Origin of the sequence: Bacillus sp. V3-13 (genome assembly GCF_002860165.1) — a bacterium.
Classification (GTDB): domain Bacteria; phylum Bacillota; class Bacilli; order Bacillales; family Cytobacillaceae; genus Bacillus_BJ.
Genome location: NZ_PGUZ01000060.1, coordinates 1 through 20,587, shown reverse-complemented (window position 1 = coordinate 20,587; position 20,587 = coordinate 1). Strand labels below are relative to the sequence as shown.

The 20,587-nt window shown below is 41.8% G+C and carries 23 protein-coding genes; 8 read left to right on the top strand and 15 right to left on the bottom strand.

The genetic code is table 11. The features are described from left to right. Positions 1-193: 193 nt before the first annotated feature. The 8 genes from CU633_RS18885 to CU633_RS18850 all read right to left on the bottom strand — a co-directional run bounded on the left by CU633_RS18885 (position 194) and on the right by CU633_RS18850 (position 7,033). Positions 194-649 (bottom strand): TlpA family protein disulfide reductase, encoded by a 456-nt coding sequence (locus tag CU633_RS18885; protein ID WP_101662130.1) that lies wholly within the window; start codon positions 647-649, stop codon positions 194-196. A gap of 114 nt (positions 650-763) precedes the next feature. Then, complete coding sequence (locus tag CU633_RS18880) at positions 764-1,306, bottom strand: peroxiredoxin (RefSeq protein ID WP_101662129.1); 543 nt, start codon at positions 1,304-1,306, stop codon at positions 764-766. 184 nt (positions 1,307-1,490) lie between these two features. Beyond that, positions 1,491-2,627, bottom strand: a complete 1,137-nt coding sequence (locus CU633_RS18875) for an N-acetyldiaminopimelate deacetylase (RefSeq protein ID WP_257959061.1) — start codon at positions 2,625-2,627, stop codon at positions 1,491-1,493. A 102-nt stretch (positions 2,628-2,729) separates the two neighbouring features. After that, the gene (gene dapD / locus CU633_RS18870) at positions 2,730-3,440 is read right to left on the bottom strand and encodes a 2,3,4,5-tetrahydropyridine-2,6-dicarboxylate N-acetyltransferase (protein WP_101662127.1); all 711 of its coding nucleotides are present in this window, start codon (positions 3,438-3,440) and stop codon (positions 2,730-2,732) included. Positions 3,441-3,507: 67 nt separating this feature from the next. Next, positions 3,508-4,392 carry a LysR family transcriptional regulator gene (locus tag CU633_RS18865; RefSeq protein ID WP_101662126.1) on the bottom strand — a complete coding sequence of 295 codons (885 nt, stop codon included), beginning with the start codon at positions 4,390-4,392 and terminating at the stop codon, positions 3,508-3,510. Positions 4,393-4,587: 195 nt separating this feature from the next. After that, positions 4,588-6,111: an MDR family MFS transporter gene (locus CU633_RS18860; RefSeq protein WP_101662125.1), complete on the bottom strand. Its 1,524-nt coding sequence runs from the start codon at positions 6,109-6,111 to the stop codon at positions 4,588-4,590. 66 nt (positions 6,112-6,177) lie between these two features. Then, entirely contained in the window at positions 6,178-6,624 is a 447-nt protein-coding gene (cbpB, locus tag CU633_RS18855; protein ID WP_101662124.1) for a cyclic-di-AMP-binding protein CbpB, read from the bottom strand. A 172-nt stretch (positions 6,625-6,796) separates the two neighbouring features. Next, positions 6,797-7,033: a YkuJ family protein gene (locus tag CU633_RS18850; RefSeq protein WP_101662123.1), complete on the bottom strand. Its 237-nt coding sequence runs from the start codon at positions 7,031-7,033 to the stop codon at positions 6,797-6,799. 179 nt (positions 7,034-7,212) lie between these two features. Between CU633_RS18850 and CU633_RS18845 the strand changes: the two genes are divergently transcribed. Together CU633_RS18845 and CU633_RS18840 are read left to right on the top strand one after the other, a co-directional pair. Next, positions 7,213-8,163 carry an MBL fold metallo-hydrolase gene (locus CU633_RS18845; protein ID WP_101662122.1) on the top strand — a complete coding sequence of 317 codons (951 nt, stop codon included), beginning with the start codon at positions 7,213-7,215 and terminating at the stop codon, positions 8,161-8,163. 21 nt (positions 8,164-8,184) lie between these two features. Then, positions 8,185-8,427, top strand: coding sequence for a glutaredoxin family protein (locus tag CU633_RS18840; protein WP_101662121.1), 243 nt, complete (start codon positions 8,185-8,187; stop codon positions 8,425-8,427). A gap of 50 nt (positions 8,428-8,477) precedes the next feature. Here CU633_RS18840 and CU633_RS18835 read toward each other — a convergent pair whose 3' ends face one another. The 3 genes from CU633_RS18835 to CU633_RS18825 all read right to left on the bottom strand — a co-directional run bounded on the left by CU633_RS18835 (position 8,478) and on the right by CU633_RS18825 (position 11,028). After that, the gene (locus tag CU633_RS18835) at positions 8,478-9,200 is read right to left on the bottom strand and encodes a DUF3993 domain-containing protein (RefSeq protein WP_101662120.1); all 723 of its coding nucleotides are present in this window, start codon (positions 9,198-9,200) and stop codon (positions 8,478-8,480) included. 214 nt (positions 9,201-9,414) lie between these two features. Continuing rightward, on the bottom strand, positions 9,415-9,654 hold the full coding sequence (locus CU633_RS18830; protein WP_101662119.1) for a hypothetical protein: 240 nt from the start codon (positions 9,652-9,654) through the stop codon (positions 9,415-9,417). 159 nt (positions 9,655-9,813) lie between these two features. Then, positions 9,814-11,028: an EAL domain-containing protein gene (locus CU633_RS18825; protein WP_101662118.1), complete on the bottom strand. Its 1,215-nt coding sequence runs from the start codon at positions 11,026-11,028 to the stop codon at positions 9,814-9,816. A gap of 236 nt (positions 11,029-11,264) precedes the next feature. Here CU633_RS18825 and CU633_RS18820 point away from each other — a divergent pair, with 236 nt between their 5' ends. Next, positions 11,265-12,047, top strand: a complete 783-nt coding sequence (locus tag CU633_RS18820; RefSeq protein WP_101662117.1) for a C39 family peptidase — start codon at positions 11,265-11,267, stop codon at positions 12,045-12,047. Between the two features lie 259 nt (positions 12,048-12,306). Continuing rightward, a complete protein-coding gene (locus CU633_RS18815; RefSeq protein WP_101662148.1) occupies positions 12,307-13,188 on the top strand; it encodes a metallophosphoesterase in 882 nt (293 codons plus the stop codon). A gap of 35 nt (positions 13,189-13,223) precedes the next feature. Here the strand turns inward: CU633_RS18815 and CU633_RS18810 are convergent, their stop codons facing one another. Then, a complete protein-coding gene (locus tag CU633_RS18810) occupies positions 13,224-15,323 on the bottom strand; it encodes a sensor domain-containing protein (protein WP_180955035.1) in 2,100 nt (699 codons plus the stop codon). A gap of 255 nt (positions 15,324-15,578) precedes the next feature. Here CU633_RS18810 and CU633_RS18805 point away from each other — a divergent pair, with 255 nt between their 5' ends. Beyond that, positions 15,579-16,085: a L,D-transpeptidase family protein gene (locus tag CU633_RS18805; RefSeq protein WP_180955034.1), complete on the top strand. Its 507-nt coding sequence runs from the start codon at positions 15,579-15,581 to the stop codon at positions 16,083-16,085. Between the two features lie 172 nt (positions 16,086-16,257). Next, positions 16,258-16,752, top strand: a complete 495-nt coding sequence (locus tag CU633_RS18800) for a YkyB family protein (protein ID WP_374703390.1) — start codon at positions 16,258-16,260, stop codon at positions 16,750-16,752. Between the two features lie 109 nt (positions 16,753-16,861). Here the strand turns inward: CU633_RS18800 and CU633_RS18795 are convergent, their stop codons facing one another. Next, positions 16,862-17,767, bottom strand: coding sequence for a chemotaxis protein (locus CU633_RS18795; RefSeq protein ID WP_101662116.1), 906 nt, complete (start codon positions 17,765-17,767; stop codon positions 16,862-16,864). A 161-nt stretch (positions 17,768-17,928) separates the two neighbouring features. Further along, positions 17,929-19,242: an MFS transporter gene (locus CU633_RS18790; RefSeq protein ID WP_101662115.1), complete on the bottom strand. Its 1,314-nt coding sequence runs from the start codon at positions 19,240-19,242 to the stop codon at positions 17,929-17,931. A gap of 308 nt (positions 19,243-19,550) precedes the next feature. Between CU633_RS18790 and CU633_RS18785 the strand changes: the two genes are divergently transcribed. Both CU633_RS18785 and CU633_RS18780 read left to right on the top strand, forming a co-directional pair. Next, the gene (locus CU633_RS18785) at positions 19,551-19,838 is read left to right on the top strand and encodes a hypothetical protein (RefSeq protein WP_101662114.1); all 288 of its coding nucleotides are present in this window, start codon (positions 19,551-19,553) and stop codon (positions 19,836-19,838) included. A 21-nt stretch (positions 19,839-19,859) separates the two neighbouring features. Continuing rightward, positions 19,860-20,066, top strand: coding sequence for a hypothetical protein (locus CU633_RS18780; protein WP_101662113.1), 207 nt, complete (start codon positions 19,860-19,862; stop codon positions 20,064-20,066). A gap of 247 nt (positions 20,067-20,313) precedes the next feature. On the opposite strand, the gene CU633_RS18770 is transcribed toward CU633_RS18780, so the two are convergent. After that, the gene (locus tag CU633_RS18770; protein ID WP_101662111.1) at positions 20,314-20,508 is read right to left on the bottom strand and encodes a hypothetical protein; all 195 of its coding nucleotides are present in this window, start codon (positions 20,506-20,508) and stop codon (positions 20,314-20,316) included. Positions 20,509-20,587 lie beyond the last annotated feature (79 nt).

Below are 20,587 nucleotides of genomic sequence, written 5' to 3'. Positions count from 1 at the left end.
TAAAAAAGAACGTAATCATAAATATATCGGTTTTCGAAATATTTATCTACCCTTTTGCGTTATTTTTCCAATTTTATTTCGACACATTTTTACGATTTCGCGATCATGGGTGTTTCTAAAAAATTTATGGCTAGGTTTGGGGAGAAATTCGCCAAAAAAAAGATTGACCGGATTTCGGCCAATCCTCAAAAACTTATTCGGTTTTTTCCAATTCATCAAGTACCCTGTTCACACGTTTTTCCAGCATTTTCATGCCGCTGCCCCCCGCCTGGAAGTGGCGGAGCTTGCCTTCCTTGTCAAATACATAGTAGGCAGGGACGTACTGATTTTCAAATGCCTCTGTTAATTTATGCTCACTGTCAACGAAGATCGGCTGGCTGATCCCATGTTCTTCTGCGACCCGTTTAATTTCATCAAGATTTAAATCGTCTTCTGAACGGGGCATGTGAACAGCGATAACATTCAGCTTATCTTTATACTGATCCCTAAATTGGTTTACCTGAGGCATTGCCTCTTTGCATAAATGGCAACTAATCGACCAAAAATGGATTAATGATGGTTTGTCACCGACGAGTTGATCTCTTGTTACTTCACCGTTTAACCATTCAGTTGCACCGTTCAATTCAGGCATTGGCTCACGTAATTTCATCTTAAACGACTCCTTTATTTCGCAAAATATCTCTGTTTTCCCGGACATAAATGATGCGAGAAAAGACCTAACAGCTTGGTTAGGTCTTTTTCATTGGTGATGTGACGCTGATGATTAAAGAGTTGCTTGGCCAGGCTTCCAGTTTGCCGGACATAATCCGCCAGTTTGAAGAGCTTGAAGAACACGTAAAGTTTCATCGACATCACGGCCAATATTGTTATGGTTCACAACGGAATACATTAATTCGCCTTCCGGGCTGATAATGTACAGGCCGCGCAGCGCAACTCCCTCTTCTTCAATCAATACGCCGTATTCACGGGATACGACATGGTTTGTGTCAGCTGCAAGCGGATAGTTCAGATCGCCAAGTCCATTATCTTTGCGGTCTGTTTTAATCCAGGCAAGATGAGTATGAATCGTATCAGTAGAAACACCGATAACTTCAGCATCCAAGTCTTCAAATTCATCATAACGGTCAGATAAAGCTGTGATTTCAGTAGGGCAAACGAAAGTAAAGTCCATTGGATAGAAGAAAAGAACAGTCCACTTGTCATTCTTCATATTTTCCTCGAGGCTCACTTTTCCAAATTCTTTGTTTGGCAATACTGCGTCCATTTCAAAACGGGGTGCTTGTTTTCCTACCATACGTTCAGGCATGTTGAATCCCTCCATTATTGTTAGTAAATGAGCAAACTCTGAAGGTTTGTCCCATTAAATCCTCAACAATGTACATTATAGTGTAAATCTTATTTGGAGTCAAAACAATATAGGAATAAATCTAAATAGCCGCACATAAAATTCCCATTAAAATGTTTTGCCATTATTTTTAAAAAATAAACAATTATTTTTGAGCAGATTTAAATTGAAGATAGTCCGCAATAAAACTTATCGCCTTTTCGATTGCCGCTTCGTTCGGATTTAGCTTTGCGTGGTGAAGACCATATTCGGAATCGACACCGAGCCAAAACATAAATCCGGGGATTTCCGCGAGCATATAACCGAAATCTTCGCCCGTCATCGCTTCTTTACAATGGATGACATCGATTCCTGATTGCTTCTCGGCATAGTCAATAAATTCGCGGGTCAAAACTTCTTCATTATAAACCTGGTGGTACATCGCGCCATAGTCAACTTTCGCTTCACATTGATAACCAATTTCCAATCCGTGGATGAGCGCATTGATTCTTTCTTTAACTTTTGACATTGATTGCGGGGAGAGCGTCCTGATTGTTCCTTCAAGACGGGCCGTTTCCGCAATGATGTTCTGTACGGTTCCACCGGTAATTTTGCCAATCGTAACTACAGCACTGTCCAGTGGATCCACGTTTCTCGAAACGATCGTTTGCAGCTGTGTGACCAAATTGCATGCGGCGACAATCATGTCATTGGTTTGGTGTGGGTAGGCCGCATGCCCGCCTTTTCCCTTTAAGTCGATAAACAGTTCGGAAGTATTGGCAAAAAGAAGTCCTTCTTTGATTGCAACCGCCCCGGCCGGGTATTCAGGAGCTATATGAAGAGCGATAATCATATCGGGTTTCCATTCCGCCATGATCTCTGATTTCAGCATTGGCTCGGCACCGCCCGGCCCTTCCTCCGCTGGCTGGAAAATAAATAAAAGATTATCGTCGATTGCCTTATTAACAAAATGGGTAATCAAGCCGAGCGCGATACTCATATGAAAATCATGTCCACATGCATGCATTTTTCCTTCATGGACAGAGCGGCAGTCAAGTCCTGTTTCCTCATCAATTGGCAATCCGTCCATGTCAGCACGGTATCCGATTGTTTGTTTCGGGTTAGACCCATTTATTTTTACAAAAAGTCCGGTACGCCATTTCTTAATTTCCAGTCTTTCCTGCGGCAATTTGGATAGATAGTCCAGCAAGTATTGCTGCGTTTTAAATTCCTGAAAACCAAGCTCGGGAATTTGATGAAGCTCGCGGCGAATTTTTATAAATGGATGAATGGCTGCAGTCACTTTCTCCAGCCTCCCCTCAGATAAATTTAGTACCCCTGTTAAAATTGAAACAACCCTGCCGGATTAACTGCGGCAAGGTCGGTAAAGCACTTTGGCTTATTTTTAGAGCTGGCGAAGCTCTTGTTTAATTTCTGTTTTCGATTTTGTTTTTTCATCGATCTCTTTAATGACGCGGGCAGGTGTCCCGGCAACAACTGTATATGGCGGAACATCCTCAATGACAATCGCGCCTGCAGCAACAACAGCACCTTTACCTACTGTTACGCCTTCTAAAACAACAGCGTTCGCACCAATCACAACATCATCTTCTACAATGACGGGCTTTGCGGACGGTGGTTCAATAACTCCCGCCAATACAGAACCAGCACCGATGTGGCAGTTTTTGCCGACAGTTGCACGGCCGCCGAGAACTACATTCATGTCAATCATCGTTCCTTCGCCAACAACGGCACCGATATTAATGCTTGCCCCCATCATGATAACAGCATTATCGCCGATCTCGACCTGGTCACGGATGATCGCACCCGGCTCGATTCGCGCTTTAATGTTTTTCATGTCCAATAATGGAATCGCTGAGTTGCGGCGATCATTTTCAATGACATAATCTTCGATTTTTGCAGAATTTGCTTCTAGAGCTGCATTGATTTCAGACCATTCTCCAAAAACAATTCCAGTGTTTCCATTTATAAAAGTTTTGGCGCTTGCACCAAAATCAATCCCTTCGAGGTCCCCTTTTACATAAACCTTTACCGGTGTTGATTTTGTACTGTTTTGTATAAACGAAATAATTTCATTTGCATCCATCATTTTCATCCAAAAATCCTCCTATTATGTATGCTAAAAATACTTTATCAAACAAAAGCATTGAAAACAAGAATTTTTACTGGCCTGATTCTTCGATATGTTCCCTGATCAATTGAGCGAATGCCTGCACCTGTTTAAGCTGGAAGGATGACTCATAACCAAGAAGCCAAGTATCCCTTCTCAGCGGCTGTTTATGTTCATCCAATAGCGGGATTTTAAAAATATCTTTATCTGCGCCGTTCAGGGTGATCGCCGGAAGAATCGCATATCCAATCCCATTGAAGGTCATCTGCTTGCATGTTTCAATCTGGTCGACGACAACTGTTCTTTTCGGGGCGGTTTTAAACTGGCGCAGCCACCAATCTTGAATTTCCTGATAATAGTTGGAGTCGCTTTTAAATTGGATGAACGGGCGGTCTGTTTCCAATACCTGCTCCGGCTTTGTAATTTCAGTATCAACAAGATAAAGCTTATCTTCAAACAAGTGAATTTTAACGCCCTTCCAATCAGGTGTGCCCCTGATAATTCCGATATGGGCTTGATCGTCATAAAGAGCCCGCGACATTTCGCTGCTCCAGCCAGTTATAAGTGAAATTTTTACCTGGGGATAGCGGCTGACGAATTTTTTCAGAACAAGCGGCAGCCAATTTTGTCCGACAATTGAAGCGACGGCGATTTTCAATGTCCCTGATACTTCGGAATTTAAAGCGTGGATCGACTCACGCACCTTTTCTTCCTTTGCGATCACTTCATTTGCGAATTGAATGACATGCTCTCCGGCAGGCGTAAGTGTCAGGCCTTTTTGCGAGCGGATAAACAGCTTTACTTCCCATTCTTTTTCAATATTTTGCAGGCGCTGTGATAATGCCGGCTGGGATACAAATAATCGTTCAGCCGCTTTTCTCATATTTTTTTCCTGGGCGAGTACTGACAACAGTTGAAACTCGGATAATGAGGACATCAAAAAGCTCCCTTATAAGTTTTTCTTATATTTCATATTAATATTTTTAAAATATCACTATCACTGGAAAAATCTATAATAATTGCTGGGCGCATATCAGTCAAATATTTAAAAAGGCTTCTCCACTCAATCACGGTCCTGCTGATATTCCAGCTGCTATATAGGGCGTTAGCTTGATAGAGAGAAAAACTCCACTTAAGAAGCGGAGTTTTTCTCTCTTTTTGGAAGAAACATGATGAATAGAAAGCTGATTATCGCAAAAAGTAAAACAACGTAGTAAACGTAATGGAGCGAGTAAGTTAATCCTTCCTGGAGCAGATCTTTTAAGCTTTCGGAAAGCTGGCCCCGTTCCGCTTCGTTTAAAAGAATATTTGTAGAATCAACGGTTAGCTCTTCTTCCTGGCCGCTGCCATGTGTTTGAAAATAATTCTTTATCCGGCTGTTTAAAATACCCCCAAGCAGTGCGGCTCCGATTGTATTCCCCAAATTCCTCATAAACATGTTGGAAGCAGTGGCAATGCCGCGCTGCTGCCAATTTACCGTGCTCTGAATGGAGACGATAAAAGTTGTTGTGGTCAGCCCCATACCGATTCCCAACAGAAAGGAACCGGCTGCGGCCCATAGCGGCCCCGCTTGCGGAGAAAGAGTAGCAAACATGATGCTGCCAAGAATTAGCGAAATGCCGCCAATCAGCGATGTGCTTCGAAAACCGATTGTCAGCATCAGCCGTCCCGCAGCCATCGAGGCGAGCGGCCAGCCGATCGACATTGATGTTAACGTAAAACCGGCGACGATTGGCGATCGTTCCATCACACCCTGGACAAATGCCGGCAGAAAGCTGGAAATGCCAATCAACATGATTCCCGTTGTTAAAGAAGTAATGTTGGCGATCAAGATTGAACGCTCCCGCCAAATGTTGAAAGGCATCATTGGTTCCGCGGCTCTTTTTTCCTGGAAGATGAATAAAATAAATGCGATCACAGTTACTGCAAGGAGGCCGGCCACTTGTCCTGAAAACCACGGCCAGTTTACTCCACCCTCAACAAGGACAATCATCAAGGCGGAAATAGCCGTTGTCAGCAGCAAAGCGCCACTATAATCAATTTCATGTTTTTTCTTCTCAACATTTTCATGCAAAAACAGCCACAGGCCGGCAATCGCTAAAATTCCGAGCGGGATATTGATCCAGAATACAGACCGCCAGCTGACAAACTCTACAAGCAATCCGCCAATCGCCGGTCCCATTACGGCGGATATCCCCCAGACACTCGACAAATAACCCTGTATTTTCGCCCGTTCTTCTGTTGTGTATATATCGCCAACGATCGTTGTCGCAATCGGCAGTACGGCTCCGGCGCCAAATCCCTGGACAAATCTGAACAGGATTAGCATTTCCATAGATTGGGCAACCCCACAAAGTATCGATCCGATTAAAAAAACGATGATTCCGAAAGTCATAATTGGTTTACGGCCAAATAAATCAGAAAGCTTGCCGTAAATGAGAACCGTAACTGCGTTCATTAATAAATAAGAAGAAAAGACCCAACTGTATAAAGAAAATCCGCCTAAGTCACCGACAATCGCCGGCATCGCGGTTGAAACAATTGTCGCTTCTATCGCACCCATAAACATCGCCAGCATAACGGCCCCAAGCACAAACGGCCGATTCGTCCGGCGGGCGGCCAGCTTCTTTACCTGATTATTTGCAGCTTGTCCCATTGTACCACCTCGATACTTGGAAAGGTTACTTAAAAAAAGTGAGCCCCCATATAGGGAGCCTGATAGCTATTCCTTATTCCGCCTGCGGACATTTTGGTTCAATAAATGAAGGACTGTCCTTCTTGTCAGGATACCTTCAAAAATTCCGTCCTTATCTTCCACACATAAAAAAGGATGGTCAACGAGCAACTCCAAAGAAGCTTTTACATCAGAGTCAATTTTTAAGCGCGGAATCTTTTTATTCATAATCTCCTCAACCCGTTTTTGCTCAAGCTGTTCGAATTCAATCCGTTCCAGACCGAGAATCGCATCCATTATAACGGGGGTACTGATTAGCCCATGCAGCTTATAATGCGGGTCCAACACAGGAATGGCTGAATAGCCGCTCTTTGTTAACACGAGTAAAGCATGTTCTAAATTATTCCCGACCTGCACATGGGCAACCCGCTCGGAGGGGATCATTAATTCTTTAATGCTCATTGCTAAAAATTCCCCATTTTGAAGACTTATCATCGCCGAAAACTCCTCAATAATTGTTTTCACCATTTTCATTTTATCATAGTTTATGGCGAGGTGCCTGTACAATGTACGATACTTGCTGATGATATATTTTCTGATTCACTTATCAAAAACAAATGGGCTTTTGATAAGAGTATGATCCTAATCAAAAGCCCGTCCCTAATCATTATTGAATTAAGTCAAAAATTTCAATGGCGATCATATCGATATTATCAAATTGATATCGCTTCGGTTTTTCCTTGTCATTATATACTTCCAATTCAAACGTTTCAGTCTTTGCATGATACGTAACCTGGCACTTTCTTTCTCCGTCCACTTCAAAAAACCTTTGAGCCGGCTCTCCTGCAGGCGATTGTTCCTGAAGGGTTTTTAATCTGGAAATAATCCCTTGAAGCTGTGACATGCTCCCTCTCCTTTCAAACAAAAACAAACCTTTAACAGTAGGTTTCTCTTTTGACATGTTTCTATCCAACTGGATTAAATTCAGAATTTTTTAACTCAACTCATTTACATGCCAATATTTACAGCATAAAATAATGACAAGCATTTGTACAAGTAAAAGCATAAAAAGGGTGTGATTTTTTGAGTAGACCGGACCAGCTTGCAGAGAATATTTTTTTGATTGACGGCCATGATTTAGGGTGGGAACAAAGAACAGGATCATACATATTGGCTGAAGAAAAATTAACATTGATTGAAACTTCAGCGAGCCCATCAGTTCCCCATATTCTTGCCGGCTTAAAAGCGCTTGGAGTTTCTCCAGAAGAAATCCGCTATATTATCGTTACCCATATACACCTTGACCATGCCGGCGGTGCCGGGCTGCTGCTGGAGCATTGCCCGAATGCCGAAGTGGTCGTCCACCCAAAAGGCGCAAGGCATCTGATCAACCCGGAACGGTTGATTGCCGGGGCAAGGGCAGTTTACGGCGAGAAATTTGACGAACTGTTCAATCCGATCGTTCCAGTCCCTGAAAATCGCCATATAGTGAAAGCTGATCAACAGACGCTCACAATCGGAAGCAATTGCACACTTACTTTTTATGATACTCCCGGGCACGCCAATCATCACTTCAGCATTCATCATTCAACTGTAAATGGGATGTTTACCGGGGATACTGCCGGGGTAACTTATCCACAGCTTAAGAACGGCGGCCTTGAGCTTTATTTGCCATCCACATCGCCCAACCAGTTCGATCCGGATAAAATGAGACAGTCGATCGATTTATTTGAAAAGTTAAATGTGGATTACATCTTTTTTGGGCATTATGGAATGTCTGACCGTCCCGGCGAAGTGTACAGCCAGGTTAGAAGCTGGTTAAAAATCTTTGTTGATGAAGCCTCAATCGCGTACAAGCAAGCTTCAACACTCGAAGAACGGGTAACACGGACGGAAGAAAGGCTTGCTGCCCGCGTTTCATCCTTTTTGCAAGAAAAAGGCATTGCACAGGGACATGCTGCCGAAAAAATCCTTTCACTTGACTTAAATGTTTGTTCTATGGGATTAATTGATTATCTGCAGAAACAAAACTAGAATAACGGGAGAATCAGCACTTTGAAAAAGATTATCTTGTACAGCCAGCCCGAATGCCCTCCATGCGATATTGTTAAGCTGTTTTTAAAAGAGCACGGTTTTTCTTATCAAGAAAAGAATATTAAAAATGATCCGGTTGCCCGAAAAGAATTAACCGAACAATTCAAGTCATACTCAACCCCGACCGTCATTATAAATGACACAGTTGTAGCCGGGTTTAATTTAGAGAAACTTAGTGAATTATTGGACATCCCTCCAGAGTGATCTTGAAATAAAAGAAGCCTTGTCTTTTAATGACAAAGCTTCTTTCCATGTTATTCAAGGGCGATTTCACTTTCGCTCTCCCCGCTCTTAAAAAAGGCTTGGTACTCACCCCAATGATGACCGCTTATTGACGATGCGTATCGAAGGAAAGCAGAAAACGGGTCAGTGCTCAAATCAAAACGATCGCTTGCTGGTTCCAAATTTGCAACAAACGCCGGTTCTCCAAACACGAGATTGTAGCGTGCTTCTTTGTCATCTTTCTCTTTCTCCCTCTCTGCTCTGATCATTTCTTCCGGCTCCATATTATATAAGTATTCCGATACTTTCCAGCTGTCATTTTCCTTTTCGAGCAACAGGCCTTCATAATGGCTGTCATAACCAACAGGCCCTTCGTGGTTTTCCGGGAAATACTCGTACACATATATTTTTTCATTAAAAAACTTTACCTCTGTGGCTTCAGCGAAGTCAAAAAAAGGAATATAGTATGGCGCCGAATCTGACCCATACGTAACATATTTGTCCCCTTCCTTGACGATATTCTCCTTTAGAAACAGATTCTTGTATTCATTTGTAAAATAGCGATCCAGAATTTCATCTATTTCTTCCATCGTTCTGGTCTTTTCACTCAGTGATACTTGTGCCTGCAGGGACTGTTCCAAAAATCGAAAAACATCTTCCCGGCTTTTTAGGTCATTGACTGCCTGGGCACTCATCGGGGTGATCAACAGTATAACCATGAAGGCTGGCAGGAACTTCAGTAAATGTCTGGACAATTTGTTCTCCCCCTCTTTATTGATTAAACCGTAAGGGCTGCTCCGCAAAACTTAGTAATTGGTTAAAAAAGCTCCCTGATTGGTAAAAAACTGATCAATAGTATTCACATACCCACTGCAGCCCAAAGTTAATGCAAAAGAGGGCGAATGATTGAAAAAACAGTCGTTTATACCCAGGTTCTCAAAAAAGAGGCTTCCCGCCGAAAGCCCGGTACTACCAATCGATGGCAAAAGCCATATATACAATGGTTAAAATCAGCAATCCAAAAAAAATCAGATAGCTAAGAAATATCGGGTTGCGAATGTAGACATGCCGCTGTACCGGGCGCGGTAAAGGAGTATCAAGACCGTCTTTCGAATTTTTTTGCGCTTTTGCCAGAGAATAAGTATATGTACCTGCAAAAATGATCAATCCGATTCCGATCGTCATTAATATTGTCATAAATAAGCTCATCCAGTCAGCTCCTTTTATAGCCTGTTGTTATTATTTTTCCGCTTGGTAACTTGTTCTATTCCCGAAGATCACACCCACTTTAAGCAACTCGTGCAAAAAGACCGCTTTCGGCATGAAAGCGGTCTGGAGTTTGAAGACTATATTCAGTTCACGGCCAACTTAAAGCAATCCATCATGTTCATATAGGTACTCATACGACAAATCAATAAACAGGAATTCCTTTGTGTTGAGCGGGTAGGAAAAGGTACGGATCGTTTCTCCCGTTTCGATATCACTGTACAAATCGGAAAGGATCCCTTTCTTCTCATTTCTCATCCTCATAATATTCTCTAAAAAATACGGTCTCCAGCTCCAGTTTTTTTGCAGATATTCTTTCTGGATGATCCACTGGTTGTTGATTTTCAGGATATTTGCCGATTGTTGAAAACCGTCTTCATCGCAGACATACATGCGAAACGCAATTTGATCCAGATGATTGGCGAGCGTGAAAAGCAACTCATCGTTTACATCGTGCTTGCGAAGTTTCACGAGAATCTCTTGAACTTTTGACTGCAGCATTTCCGAGGCGTAGAAAAGGCGTTCCAATTTCTTTTTTTCGGAAACAATGAACTCATGGAATTCTTTCTTCAACCTTTCCTTCAGAAAATCGCGGGCAACAAATTCTTCGGTTGGGGTATGTAAATAGAAGCCCTGATAGTAGCGCCCCCCGTTTTTCCAGGCGAATTGAAGCTGATAAACCATCTCAATATTTTCAAATAACAGCGTGGCACCAATTTTACGGGCGAGCATCGACAACGAGTACAAAATATCTTGATAGGACGGGCCGACTGCCGTCGATCGAAGGGCTTGAAGGTCCACCTTTAAAATATCAGGTGACAATTGGCCAATCCGATCCAGATGGCTGCTGTCACTTCCCATCTTGTCAATAGCAATTTTCATGCCGTAAGTCCGGTAGTAATTTAACAAATGGTCTAAATGTTCAGGATTTCCCTCATAGTTTCTTTCTGAAATTTCAAGAACGATTCTGTTTACGGCGATTCCTTGTTCTTGAAACCGAAGAAGGATCTGAAGAAATTCTTCACCACCATCAAGCATAAGCAATTCTGCATCCCGGTTCACAAATAATAAGACATCGTTGTCAAGACAAGCCGCTTTACGCAACGCTTTTTCCAAAACCGTATTATCAACCTCAAGCCTGTATTCATCCGGTATTTGGCGGTCAAGAAAAAAAGGGCCGAGACTGGCAGCTCCGGAAGCAGTCCGGTATCTCCCCAAAATTTCATAGCCGATGACGCGATGCTCATCCGCACTGAATATTGGCTGAAAATAAGGTATGACATTCTCTAAATCCGTCATAATATCCAATGCATCCATCTTCAACCCCCCAGCTTTTTTATAAATCATTTTACCATACTGTTGATTATAATGATTCAAATGACGGTTGGAAGCATGATACTTATATAATACATCTTCAATTGTAAATCCTAATAATAACTGCCACTCGCCAGATGACGAGAGTGTGCAGTTCGTTCGAGCGGGCGGCAATACCGTCCGATTCGACGTTTCCTGCCGCCCGTTTGAACGGGATCCTGTAGGAAGGCGGGATATGCATGCAAAAAGTATTCCTGATTGCTTTGCTGTTTCCGCTGTTTGGATGCAGCCCGGATCAGGCAAACGATGGAAATAATCAGAAAGCAAAGCCGCGGGTAACATCATCTGAAAATAGTGCTGTAGATTATCCCGAATTACAGATCCAGCATCAACCGGCAGAAATGAGTCAAACAAAACTGCTTGACGTACCTTTAATCAGACAGAACCCTGAATTAAAATATGGATGTGAAGTGACAAGCCTGGCGATGATGCTTCAATATGCAGGCGTTGAAACGACAAAATGGAAGCTGTATGAAGAAATCGCAAAAGACAATGATCCGCTCATTAAATCCCGCAGCGGGGATATTTTAAAATGGGGAGATCCTGCCCGGGGCTTTGTCGGTGATATGACAGGAAAACAAGCTGGATATGCGGTTTTTGATCAACCGATGATTGACTTAATCAACCGCTATCTCCCCGGAAGTGCTGTCAACTTAACCGGGAAGGATTTTAACGATATTTTGTCGCATGTGTCCGACGGCTACCCGGTCGTCGTTTGGACAACTGGCGATTATCGACTGCCAGACCGCTGGGAATCATGGCAGCACGGCAGTGAAAAGATTGAAACCCCACTCGATTTGCATGCCGTTGTGTTAGTGGGCTACGACGAACACTCCGTTTACATCAATGACCCTTTATCGGGTAAAAAACAAGTTAAAGTCAGCAAAGAACAGTTTATTACTTCATGGCAAGCATTAGAAAGACGAGCCGTGAGTTTTCGAATCCAAATTCCCGGTGCTTAAAGCAGTTGCAAAAAGCTGGAGGCAGTTTGAACAGTTGTGTCGTTCCGACTTTTCAAAAGCCTTCAGCTTTTACACTGGACCACTGTGAATACTTTCCTGTAGTAATAGCGACCTTTTTGTTCAATTTCAATCAATAGTTTGTTAGTATTAAAGAGCGCGTATTGTGACAGCGCTATTTCTGAACATGTCATTAGCGTTTTCAGCTGCTCGAAAAAATTTTATATATCGGTTGATTTTTTTAGATAGGTTGGTAGAAATGATGGCTAAAAAGGTTACGCGAAGAAAATTTATAAAAAGAGTATTTGTTGCGATGTTTTCGTGCCTGGCAGCAAGCCTCGGAGCGGTTTTTTATGCAAGAGAAATCGAACCCAAGCTACTAGATGTAAATACTTACCAGATTCAGAATCCAGGAATTCCGAAAGGCTTTGAGGGATTTAAAATCGTTCAGTTTAGCGATACCCACCTCGGCTTTCAATATGATCTCAAGCAACTAAAACGGCTCGTTGAAAAAATCAATCAGCTTGAGCCCGATTTAATTCTTTTTACCGGCGACTTAATGGATGCACCGAATAAATATGAAGATACGGATAAAATTGCCCCGATTCTCACCCGGCTTAACGCCTCTTTTGGCAAATTTGCGGTTTATGGAAACCACGACCACGGCGGTTACGGATCGGATATCTATAAAGAGATTATGAACGATTCAGGTTTTTCACTTTTATTAAATGAATCCCGCCGCATTGAACTTATCGACCACTCAAGCATTTATGTAATCGGGGTCGATGATGCCATGCTGGGCAAGCCCAATTTAAATGCTTCCATACAAAATATTCCTGAAGATGCTTATCAAATTCTGCTGTCGCACGCACCTGATCTTGCAGATGAGGCAGCTGCTCTTGACATCGGGTTGCAACTTAGCGGCCACAGCCATGGAGGACAAGTCCAAATACCGTTTGTTGGCGCCCTGATCACGCCCCCATTTGCTGAAAGATACCGCGAAGGTTTTTACGAAGTCGGCGGGGACGCCCCTTTAACACTTTATGTTAACAGGGGGCTTGGCACGACAAGATTGCCGTTTCGATTTTTATCCAGACCGGAACTGACGATTTTTACATTATCTTCAGGCACTAAAAACGAATAAAAGCAGCCGATTTCAAAATAGCTGCTTTTTTCGTTTTAAATAAACAGTTCTTCCACATTCAAATGGTACAGGGGTTTGGAAAATAGATAGCCCTGTGCCTTATGACAGTTTGCCTTTGCCAAAAAGTCTGCTTGCTCTTTTTTCTCGACGCCTTCAGCGATGACTTCCATTCCGAGGCTTCTTCCCAAATGGATAATTGTCGTTGTAATTGCGGCATTTTTTTCGTTAACAAGAATATCTCTGACAAACGACTGATCAATTTTCAGTACATCAATCGGAAACTGTTTTAAGTAATTTAAAGAAGAATACCCTGTCCCAAAGTCGTCCACTGAAATTTTAATTCCAAGCTTCTTTAAACGGTTTAGGATTGGAATCGTTTCCTTTGTATCCTCCATTGCCCCTTCTGTAATTTCTATTTCTAAACTGGAAGGCAAAATACCCGCTTCATCGATCGCAGTTTGAATCACATTTACAAGGCTGGGCTGCTGGAACTGCTTCGGAGAAATATTGACTGCGATGCGGATTTGTTTGTTTCGCATAGCAGACCACGCTTTGATTTGCCTGCATGCAGTGGAAATCACCCAATTTCCAATCGGGACGATTAGCCCTGTATCCTCTGCAAGTGGAATAAATTCATCAGGCGTAATCAAACCGAGCTCAGGGCTGTTCCAGCGAATCAGCGCTTCAAAGCTGTTAATCTCGCCGCTCGCAAGGTGCACTTGCGGCTGATAATACAGCTCCAGCTCGTTCCGTTCAAGCGCTTTCCGTAAATGGGTTTCCAATGTCAGAACATTTCCGAGCGAAGAATTCATATCGGAACGATAAAATTGAAAATGGGCTTTTCCCCTTTCCTTGACACGGAACAATGCTTCATCCGCATTTTTAATCAATGTCTCGGCATCCTTGCCGTCATTCGGATACATGCTGATGCCAATGCTTGGTGTGATGTAATATTCTCCTGCATGTAAATAAAAGGATTCCGCAAACATCGTCAGGATTTTTTGGGCAAATCGGGCCGTTTTTTTTCTGTCTGCCTGATGAAGCAAAATCACGAATTCGTCCCCGCCCGGACGGTATACCCGACAGCCTTTTTTCTCCAATTCTGCTAATCGGTCGGCAACCTTTTTCAATATTTCGTCGCCAAAAAGGTGGCCGAGCGTATCATTCAAGTATTTAAAGCGGTCGAGATCAATGGAAATCAGCGCAAAAGCTTGTTTCTTCTGCTTCGTACTCGCGATCGATTCATCGAGATCATCAAGCAGCGCTCTTCTGTTCAGGACTCCTGTAAGCTGATCATGAAAAGCCATAAATTTAATGGTTTCCGCGTTTTTTGCTTGTTCTGAAACATCTCTTGTAATGACATAGATTCCTTTAATTTCAGAATGAACAACGATTGGAACCGTTTTAATATGTACAGTTAGATTGGAACCGTTTTTATGCAAAAAACGGCAGTCCAGCGATTCGAGGGCATAACCCTCCTTCGAGTTATTAAGCAATGACTGACAAACAGGTAAATCACTTTGGGAAATGAGTTCAAAGATCGAACGCTTTTTCAATTGTTTTTCCGTATAGCCTGTAAGCTTACGGGCAGCCGGATTAACCTCCAAAATATTTCCCATTAAGTCAATCGAAAATATCGTATCCAAATTATGGTCTACGATCGAACGATATCGCTGTTCACTGGCAATCAACCTATTTTTTTCAATAAGCGTATCAGTAATATCTCTCGTCACTGACACGACAAACCGGGTCAAACCATTTTCGTCTTTTACCGGGGTTAACACCGATTCTCCAAACATACTGGTTCCATCATCAAGAAAAATTTCATCAGAGAAAATAGACAGGTTATGATTGTTTAAAATCCGCTCATATTCTTTCTGTAATGAAACTGCGCGCTCATGCGGGAGGACTTCCTGCAAAGTTTTCCCGATGCACTCTTTATCGAGCCCGGCGCGAAGCAGTCCCATTTCGTTCACAAAAACATACTTAAAGCGCGGCCCTTTTTCGACCTGCATAATAAAAACCAAATCTTTTACGTGCCGAAGCACGATGTCAAAAATCATTTTTTCTATTTTCTTATTTGTATCCTCATCGTCTATTTCTGCTGTTAAAATTCCTTTTAAATATTCTTCCATCCAATCATCCTCTTGGCCTGTGCGATAGTATGAATAAAACGGGCAAATAGACTATACTTCTATATTACTATTAAAGAGTCATGTAAATCGACAAAAATCACTGCTTAAACGATAATTTTTTAAAAAATCTGGAGATAATTTAATTCCACATGGGCCGGACATGCGCAATTGCACCATTCTTAAAATACATATAATTAGAAAGCTGTTCATCGGGCTGTTATAATCCCCGAGCCTGCCAGTTCCTTATAGAAAGGAATGTTTTTCATTTACCATCAAATTGCTCCCGGCGAAACACTGTCCATGATTGCTAAAAATTATCGGAGGTCATTGTCGCAATTAATGGCTGCCAATCCACAGCTTATCAATCCGAATCTGATTACAGCCGGACAGTCCATTCTGATCCCGGGCCTCCCAGATCCTGAATCGATTCCCTACACCATTTCAGTCTCCCTCAATAGTCGGCGGCTGACGTTATTAAGAAATGGCCAACGTGTAAAATCGTATCCAATTGCGGTTGGGAAAATGCTGACGATAACACCCGTCGGTCAATATGTAATTGTCAATCGTGAACCAAATCCCGGCGGCCCATATGGTGCAATGTGGCTGTCATTATCAAAAGTTGGCTACGGCATCCATGGAACAAATGATCCTTCCTCAATTGGCAAAGCTGTCTCGAAAGGCTGTATACGGATGTTTAATCAAGATGTGCTGGAATTGTCCCGGCTCGTCCCCAATGGAACCCGGGTATTCATCAGGCCGTGAATACCAACTTAGCCGGAAACTCGCCTTATGGCGAGTTTTTTGATTTATTCGTGGAACGGTGGGAAGCTTAATGATTCCTTGTTGAGGGTATAATGAATAAGGGGCCGTTTATAAAAACAATTGTTTAACCGCCTTTATTTCCCTCTTTTTAAAAAAAGAGGTATAATAAAGAATGATTAAACTATCCTGGAAAGGAGCGAAAACATTGAATCGGGACCAGAAACCATTTCCCCCACTAAAAGCAACGGCTGAAAACCTCTCGCAAGCCATCTTCACAGTAAATCGACATGCAAAGACAGCTCCAAATCCTAAATATTTATATAAGCTTAAAAAAGAGGCGATAAATAAAATGATTGGAGAAGGAAAAGCCAAAAAGGTTGGCTTGCATTTTTCCAGAAACCCAAGGAATAGCCAGCAGCAGTCTGATGTGCTGGTCGTATGCGGACACTATTCCTTTCACATACCTCCCACTAAAGACGATTTCAAGGAGCTGCCGCATCTTGGCAGCTTAAACGATGCGATTCGAAATCCAAAGGCACAGATTCCCCTCGGCCAGGCCAAAAAGCTGCTGCAATCGTATACTGGCATCATCGAAGGGAAACAGGATCCGGACAACAAGCGGCAATACAAAAAACCGGTCTTTAAAAAGCTTGGTGAAAGCTATTAGTGAATGTCCGCTCCTAATCCTGTCATTTGGGACAAGCCCCCCATGAACACTTCCCAGTTTTTCACTTGGAATATATGCAAAAAAAGCCGGTTTCCCCGGCTTTTTATTATTATAAAATATGTTCGTCGATTAATTTGACCAGTTCGTCAATCTCCGGCTTGCTTACCTGCGCGTCTGCCCCGACCATTTCCCCTTTGTGGCGAAGGTCACCGGTAATAAGCGAGGAAAAAATGATAACGGGCAGCTTTTTCAACGCGGAATCAGTTTTAATTTTTTTTGTTAAATGATGGCCGTCCATTTGCGGCATTTCGATATCGGTAATGACAAGTTGAATTTCTTCGGCAATATCCTTGCCATCCCGAGCAAGGTTTTCGAGATAAGCTAAAGCTTCACTGCCGTTTTCGCAAAATTCAATTGACTGGAATCCTGCCTCGGACAATGTATCTTCTAAAAGCTTTCTTAGCAAAGGAGAATCTTCTGCAATAAGCAGCTTTTTGTACGAACGCTCCCTTGGTCCCAGTTTTTTGATTTGCTCGACATTAATCCCTGACTCGGGGTTAATATCGACGACAATTTTCTCAAAATCGAGCAGCAGTACCATTTCATCATGCAACTTGATCACACCTGTAATTTGGCTTTCGATTCCCTGGTACATGTCTGAAGGCTTTTCTATTTGGTTCCATGATATACGGTGGATTTGCGTAACACTATGTACATGGAAAACAATCTTTTGTTTATTGAATTCCGCCACAATAAATTTATCCTGTTCAGGAGTATCAGATAGTGGAAATCCCAGTGCATTTGCCACATTGATAACGGGCAAAACCTCTCCTCTCAATTCAATAATTCCTTCCACGTTCGGATGTGCATGGGGGATCTTCACCACTGCTGCAGGATTGATGATTTCCTTTACTTTAATCACGTTTATGCCAAATTTATTTGTTCCAATTCCAAATTCGACAATTTCGAGCTCGTTTGTGCCGCTCTCCAGCAGGATTCCGTGTTTAGTTTCCAAATTTTTTCGCCCTTCCTAAACATATTACAAAACTATATATCATGAATATCGGCATTTACTGATGATTGTTAAATGTTTTACAAAAACAGCGCGACTCTTTTTAAAACAAAGGTTTGCGGCGAAATGCAGAAAACCCGCCTGTTTAGACGGGTTTTGCAACATTAAATATTCTCTTTGGGAATCCTTGAATGAAAGTAGAGACCAATCAACGTTAAAATCATTAACGAACCAATCGCCATTCTGCTTGCGATATTCCCGTAATCAGCGAAGACAAGGGTAATGGTCCCGTAGATTAACGGCCCGATAATCGAAGACACCTTGCCTGAAAAGGCAAACAAGCCGAAAAATTGGCCGCGTTTGTCCTCTGGAGTCAAATCAACGATGTATGTCCTCGTTGTTACCCACATAGAACCTAACGCAATACCAAACATGCTTCCTGCCAGCCAAAACATCCATTCATGGATAGCAAATGTAGCGATCAACAGTGCAACCAGCAGCAGTACTCCCACATATTTTACCGCTTTGTTGGCTCCTTTTGCCTTTGTCACATAGCCGAAAATAAACGAACCAATAATACTCGATGCAGTCGAAACGAGATAAAGCAAAATGAACTGGCCTGTTGAAAATCCCACAATCGCTTTTGCATACACGGCCATCATCGCGATCGTTGTCGAAATGGCATCGTTCAAAAAGAAATAGGCGATCATAAACAAAAATATCGGTTTATACAGTTTCATCTCTTTAAACGTTTTGATGATCTCTCTATAGCCGGCAAGAAACGGCTCTTTTTGGATATGATCATAAGGTTTGTCTTTGACGAAAAAGAATAAGGGCAAAGAAAAAGCGAAAAACAAAATCGCGGTTGGAATAAACGCTTCATGGAATCCGTCGTCGCCGACAAAAGGATAAACAGCAAGGCCAACTAAAGTTCCGATATAACCGACCGCTACGCCAAACCCGGAAATTAACGGGATTTCCTGCTTGGAGCCTAAATCGGAAATCATTGAATCATAAAATACAAGGCTGGAGTGGTAAAAGAATTTAGCGATAATAAAAAGGATGATTACAAGCGCAAGCGATAATGGAACGCCAAAAAGATCACCAGAAAGATCCCAGCCCCCAAATATCCCCATAAAAAAAGTGGCAGCAATCGATACAAGCGAAAAAATGATAATATACTTCTTTTTCCGCCCCGTCCGGTCAATCATAACGCCAAATAATGGTGAGAAAACGACCAGGAAGAAGCTGGCAATCGCATTTGAATATGAAACAAATGTGCTCGCAATTTGGTTTAAAACCTCATTTTCCCCGATCACCTCCTGCAAATAAAACGGGAAAAATATTGTATTAATGTTTGAAGAAAAAATCGTATTGGCAAAATCGTATAAAGCCCACGATAAAATAGGCAAAGTAAAATATAACCGCCACGGGCTGATTTTGCCAGCTTGGCTGACCGGCTTTTCAAGATGTCCCATTTGTTCATCCCCTTAAAAAAATCTCTTTTTTCTGATAATAGCATTATATGCGATTACGATCCCATAAAATTTACAAAAATTTACACAACTTTTATGTTTTAAAAATGACCTGTCAGTTTTTGCTGTAATATCGGCTTCCCCTTCCCCTTCTTTTCTAATAATTCTACAAATCTTTTAGAAAACCTTTAATTGGATATGGTTAGCAGGAAGAAAAGCTCCGGGCGCCTTGCTCAGCATCAGGCATAACGCTGGAGGGCCTGACGGAAAAGATATTCAATTAGCTGCAAGCTATTAAAGAAGTACAGGAAGTGAGTAATAGGATCATAGAAGAAATTAACAGCGTTCAACAAGAAAGAATTCAATCATTCTATCGAGAATCAGATCCACAGCAAGCAAGAGATAAAATTGAGACAGCAATTGGAATGTCTATTGAAGAAGAGCCGGTGCTTCAGGTAATGGCTTCTAAGAATGGATTTGTTTTTAACGGTGCATTTGAAAAGAGAGAAAAACACGGACTCCTATACTTTAGAACAAATAAAAATCGAATTATTTCTCTTCCGGATCTTGCAGATTATAATGTAATAAAAATGTATTGAAAAAAGGTGGCATAGTTCAACATGAACATACAAAAAATTGAAGATTTGTTAACAGAAAGCGTCATAGATCCAGACGGGAAGCATACAGTTAATTTCAATGGACACGATCAAAACAGAGTATTTTCAAGCGAAAAAGAAGCAGATCATTTCATTAAAAAGATTGCCATAGCACAGTCACTAAATTTCGAGCAATTTTATCAAAAGAACAAGATACAGCTGCTCTTTTGAGAAACATAAAAAAGATTTGCAAAACGTATGGGAGCTTATTTAAAGACAAAAACTCTTATGCGGATCATACGGGAAATAATAGCTCTTGGCTGGCATTTATTAAAGAATCCAGACATTGAGACTAAAAGCGACTTGAAATATAGTATCGAGCAACTAAAGCCACATTTAAAAAGTACGAAAACGTTAGATGCTACGCTTAAAAAAGCTGCAAAGCAAACAAAAGAAATGATTATGGAACGATGAAGTATTACTCTTCTTTTTTTGTAAATAAATACAGAAATAACGCCAGCATATACACAGTACTAAAATAAATCACAACTAAACCTAAAAATGATATGAATAGAACATCAATGGTTAAATTGCTGTGAAACTTGAACCCAAAAATGCTGAGTCCCATTAAAATTGCAAAGATGAACAGTCGTTTAAAACTAAGTTTACGCATGATCTATCCTGCTAAATAGGGCTTGCTGAATGAATCAACACACAGAAGTATTTTGTGTCTTGAAGTCCCTGAATAGCTC

Coding starts and splice junctions, on each gene's coding strand:
- CU633_RS18820 (WP_101662117.1), top strand. CDS start 11,265: ATGCAAAAAGTATTCCTGATTGCTTTGCTGTTTCCGCTGTTTGGATGC.
- CU633_RS18800 (WP_374703390.1), top strand. CDS start 16,258: ATGATTAAACTATCCTGGAAAGGAGCGAAAACATTGAATCGGGACCAG.
- CU633_RS18780 (WP_101662113.1), top strand. CDS start 19,860: ATGAACATACAAAAAATTGAAGATTTGTTAACAGAAAGCGTCATAGAT.
- CU633_RS18815 (WP_101662148.1), top strand. CDS start 12,307: ATGGCTAAAAAGGTTACGCGAAGAAAATTTATAAAAAGAGTATTTGTT.
- CU633_RS18770 (WP_101662111.1), bottom strand. CDS start 20,508: ATGCGTAAACTTAGTTTTAAACGACTGTTCATCTTTGCAATTTTAATG.
- CU633_RS18880 (WP_101662129.1), bottom strand. CDS start 1,306: ATGCCTGAACGTATGGTAGGAAAACAAGCACCCCGTTTTGAAATGGAC.
- CU633_RS18805 (WP_180955034.1), top strand. CDS start 15,579: ATGTTTTTCATTTACCATCAAATTGCTCCCGGCGAAACACTGTCCATG.
- dapD (WP_101662127.1), bottom strand. CDS start 3,440: ATGAAAATGATGGATGCAAATGAAATTATTTCGTTTATACAAAACAGT.
- CU633_RS18790 (WP_101662115.1), bottom strand. CDS start 19,242: ATGGGACATCTTGAAAAGCCGGTCAGCCAAGCTGGCAAAATCAGCCCG.
- CU633_RS18885 (WP_101662130.1), bottom strand. CDS start 649: ATGAAATTACGTGAGCCAATGCCTGAATTGAACGGTGCAACTGAATGG.
- CU633_RS18830 (WP_101662119.1), bottom strand. CDS start 9,654: ATGAGCTTATTTATGACAATATTAATGACGATCGGAATCGGATTGATC.
- cbpB (WP_101662124.1), bottom strand. CDS start 6,624: ATGATAAGTCTTCAAAATGGGGAATTTTTAGCAATGAGCATTAAAGAA.
- CU633_RS18810 (WP_180955035.1), bottom strand. CDS start 15,323: ATGGAAGAATATTTAAAAGGAATTTTAACAGCAGAAATAGACGATGAG.
- CU633_RS18860 (WP_101662125.1), bottom strand. CDS start 6,111: ATGGGACAAGCTGCAAATAATCAGGTAAAGAAGCTGGCCGCCCGCCGG.
- CU633_RS18850 (WP_101662123.1), bottom strand. CDS start 7,033: ATGTCACAGCTTCAAGGGATTATTTCCAGATTAAAAACCCTTCAGGAA.
- CU633_RS18825 (WP_101662118.1), bottom strand. CDS start 11,028: ATGGATGCATTGGATATTATGACGGATTTAGAGAATGTCATACCTTAT.
- CU633_RS18865 (WP_101662126.1), bottom strand. CDS start 4,392: ATGTCCTCATTATCCGAGTTTCAACTGTTGTCAGTACTCGCCCAGGAA.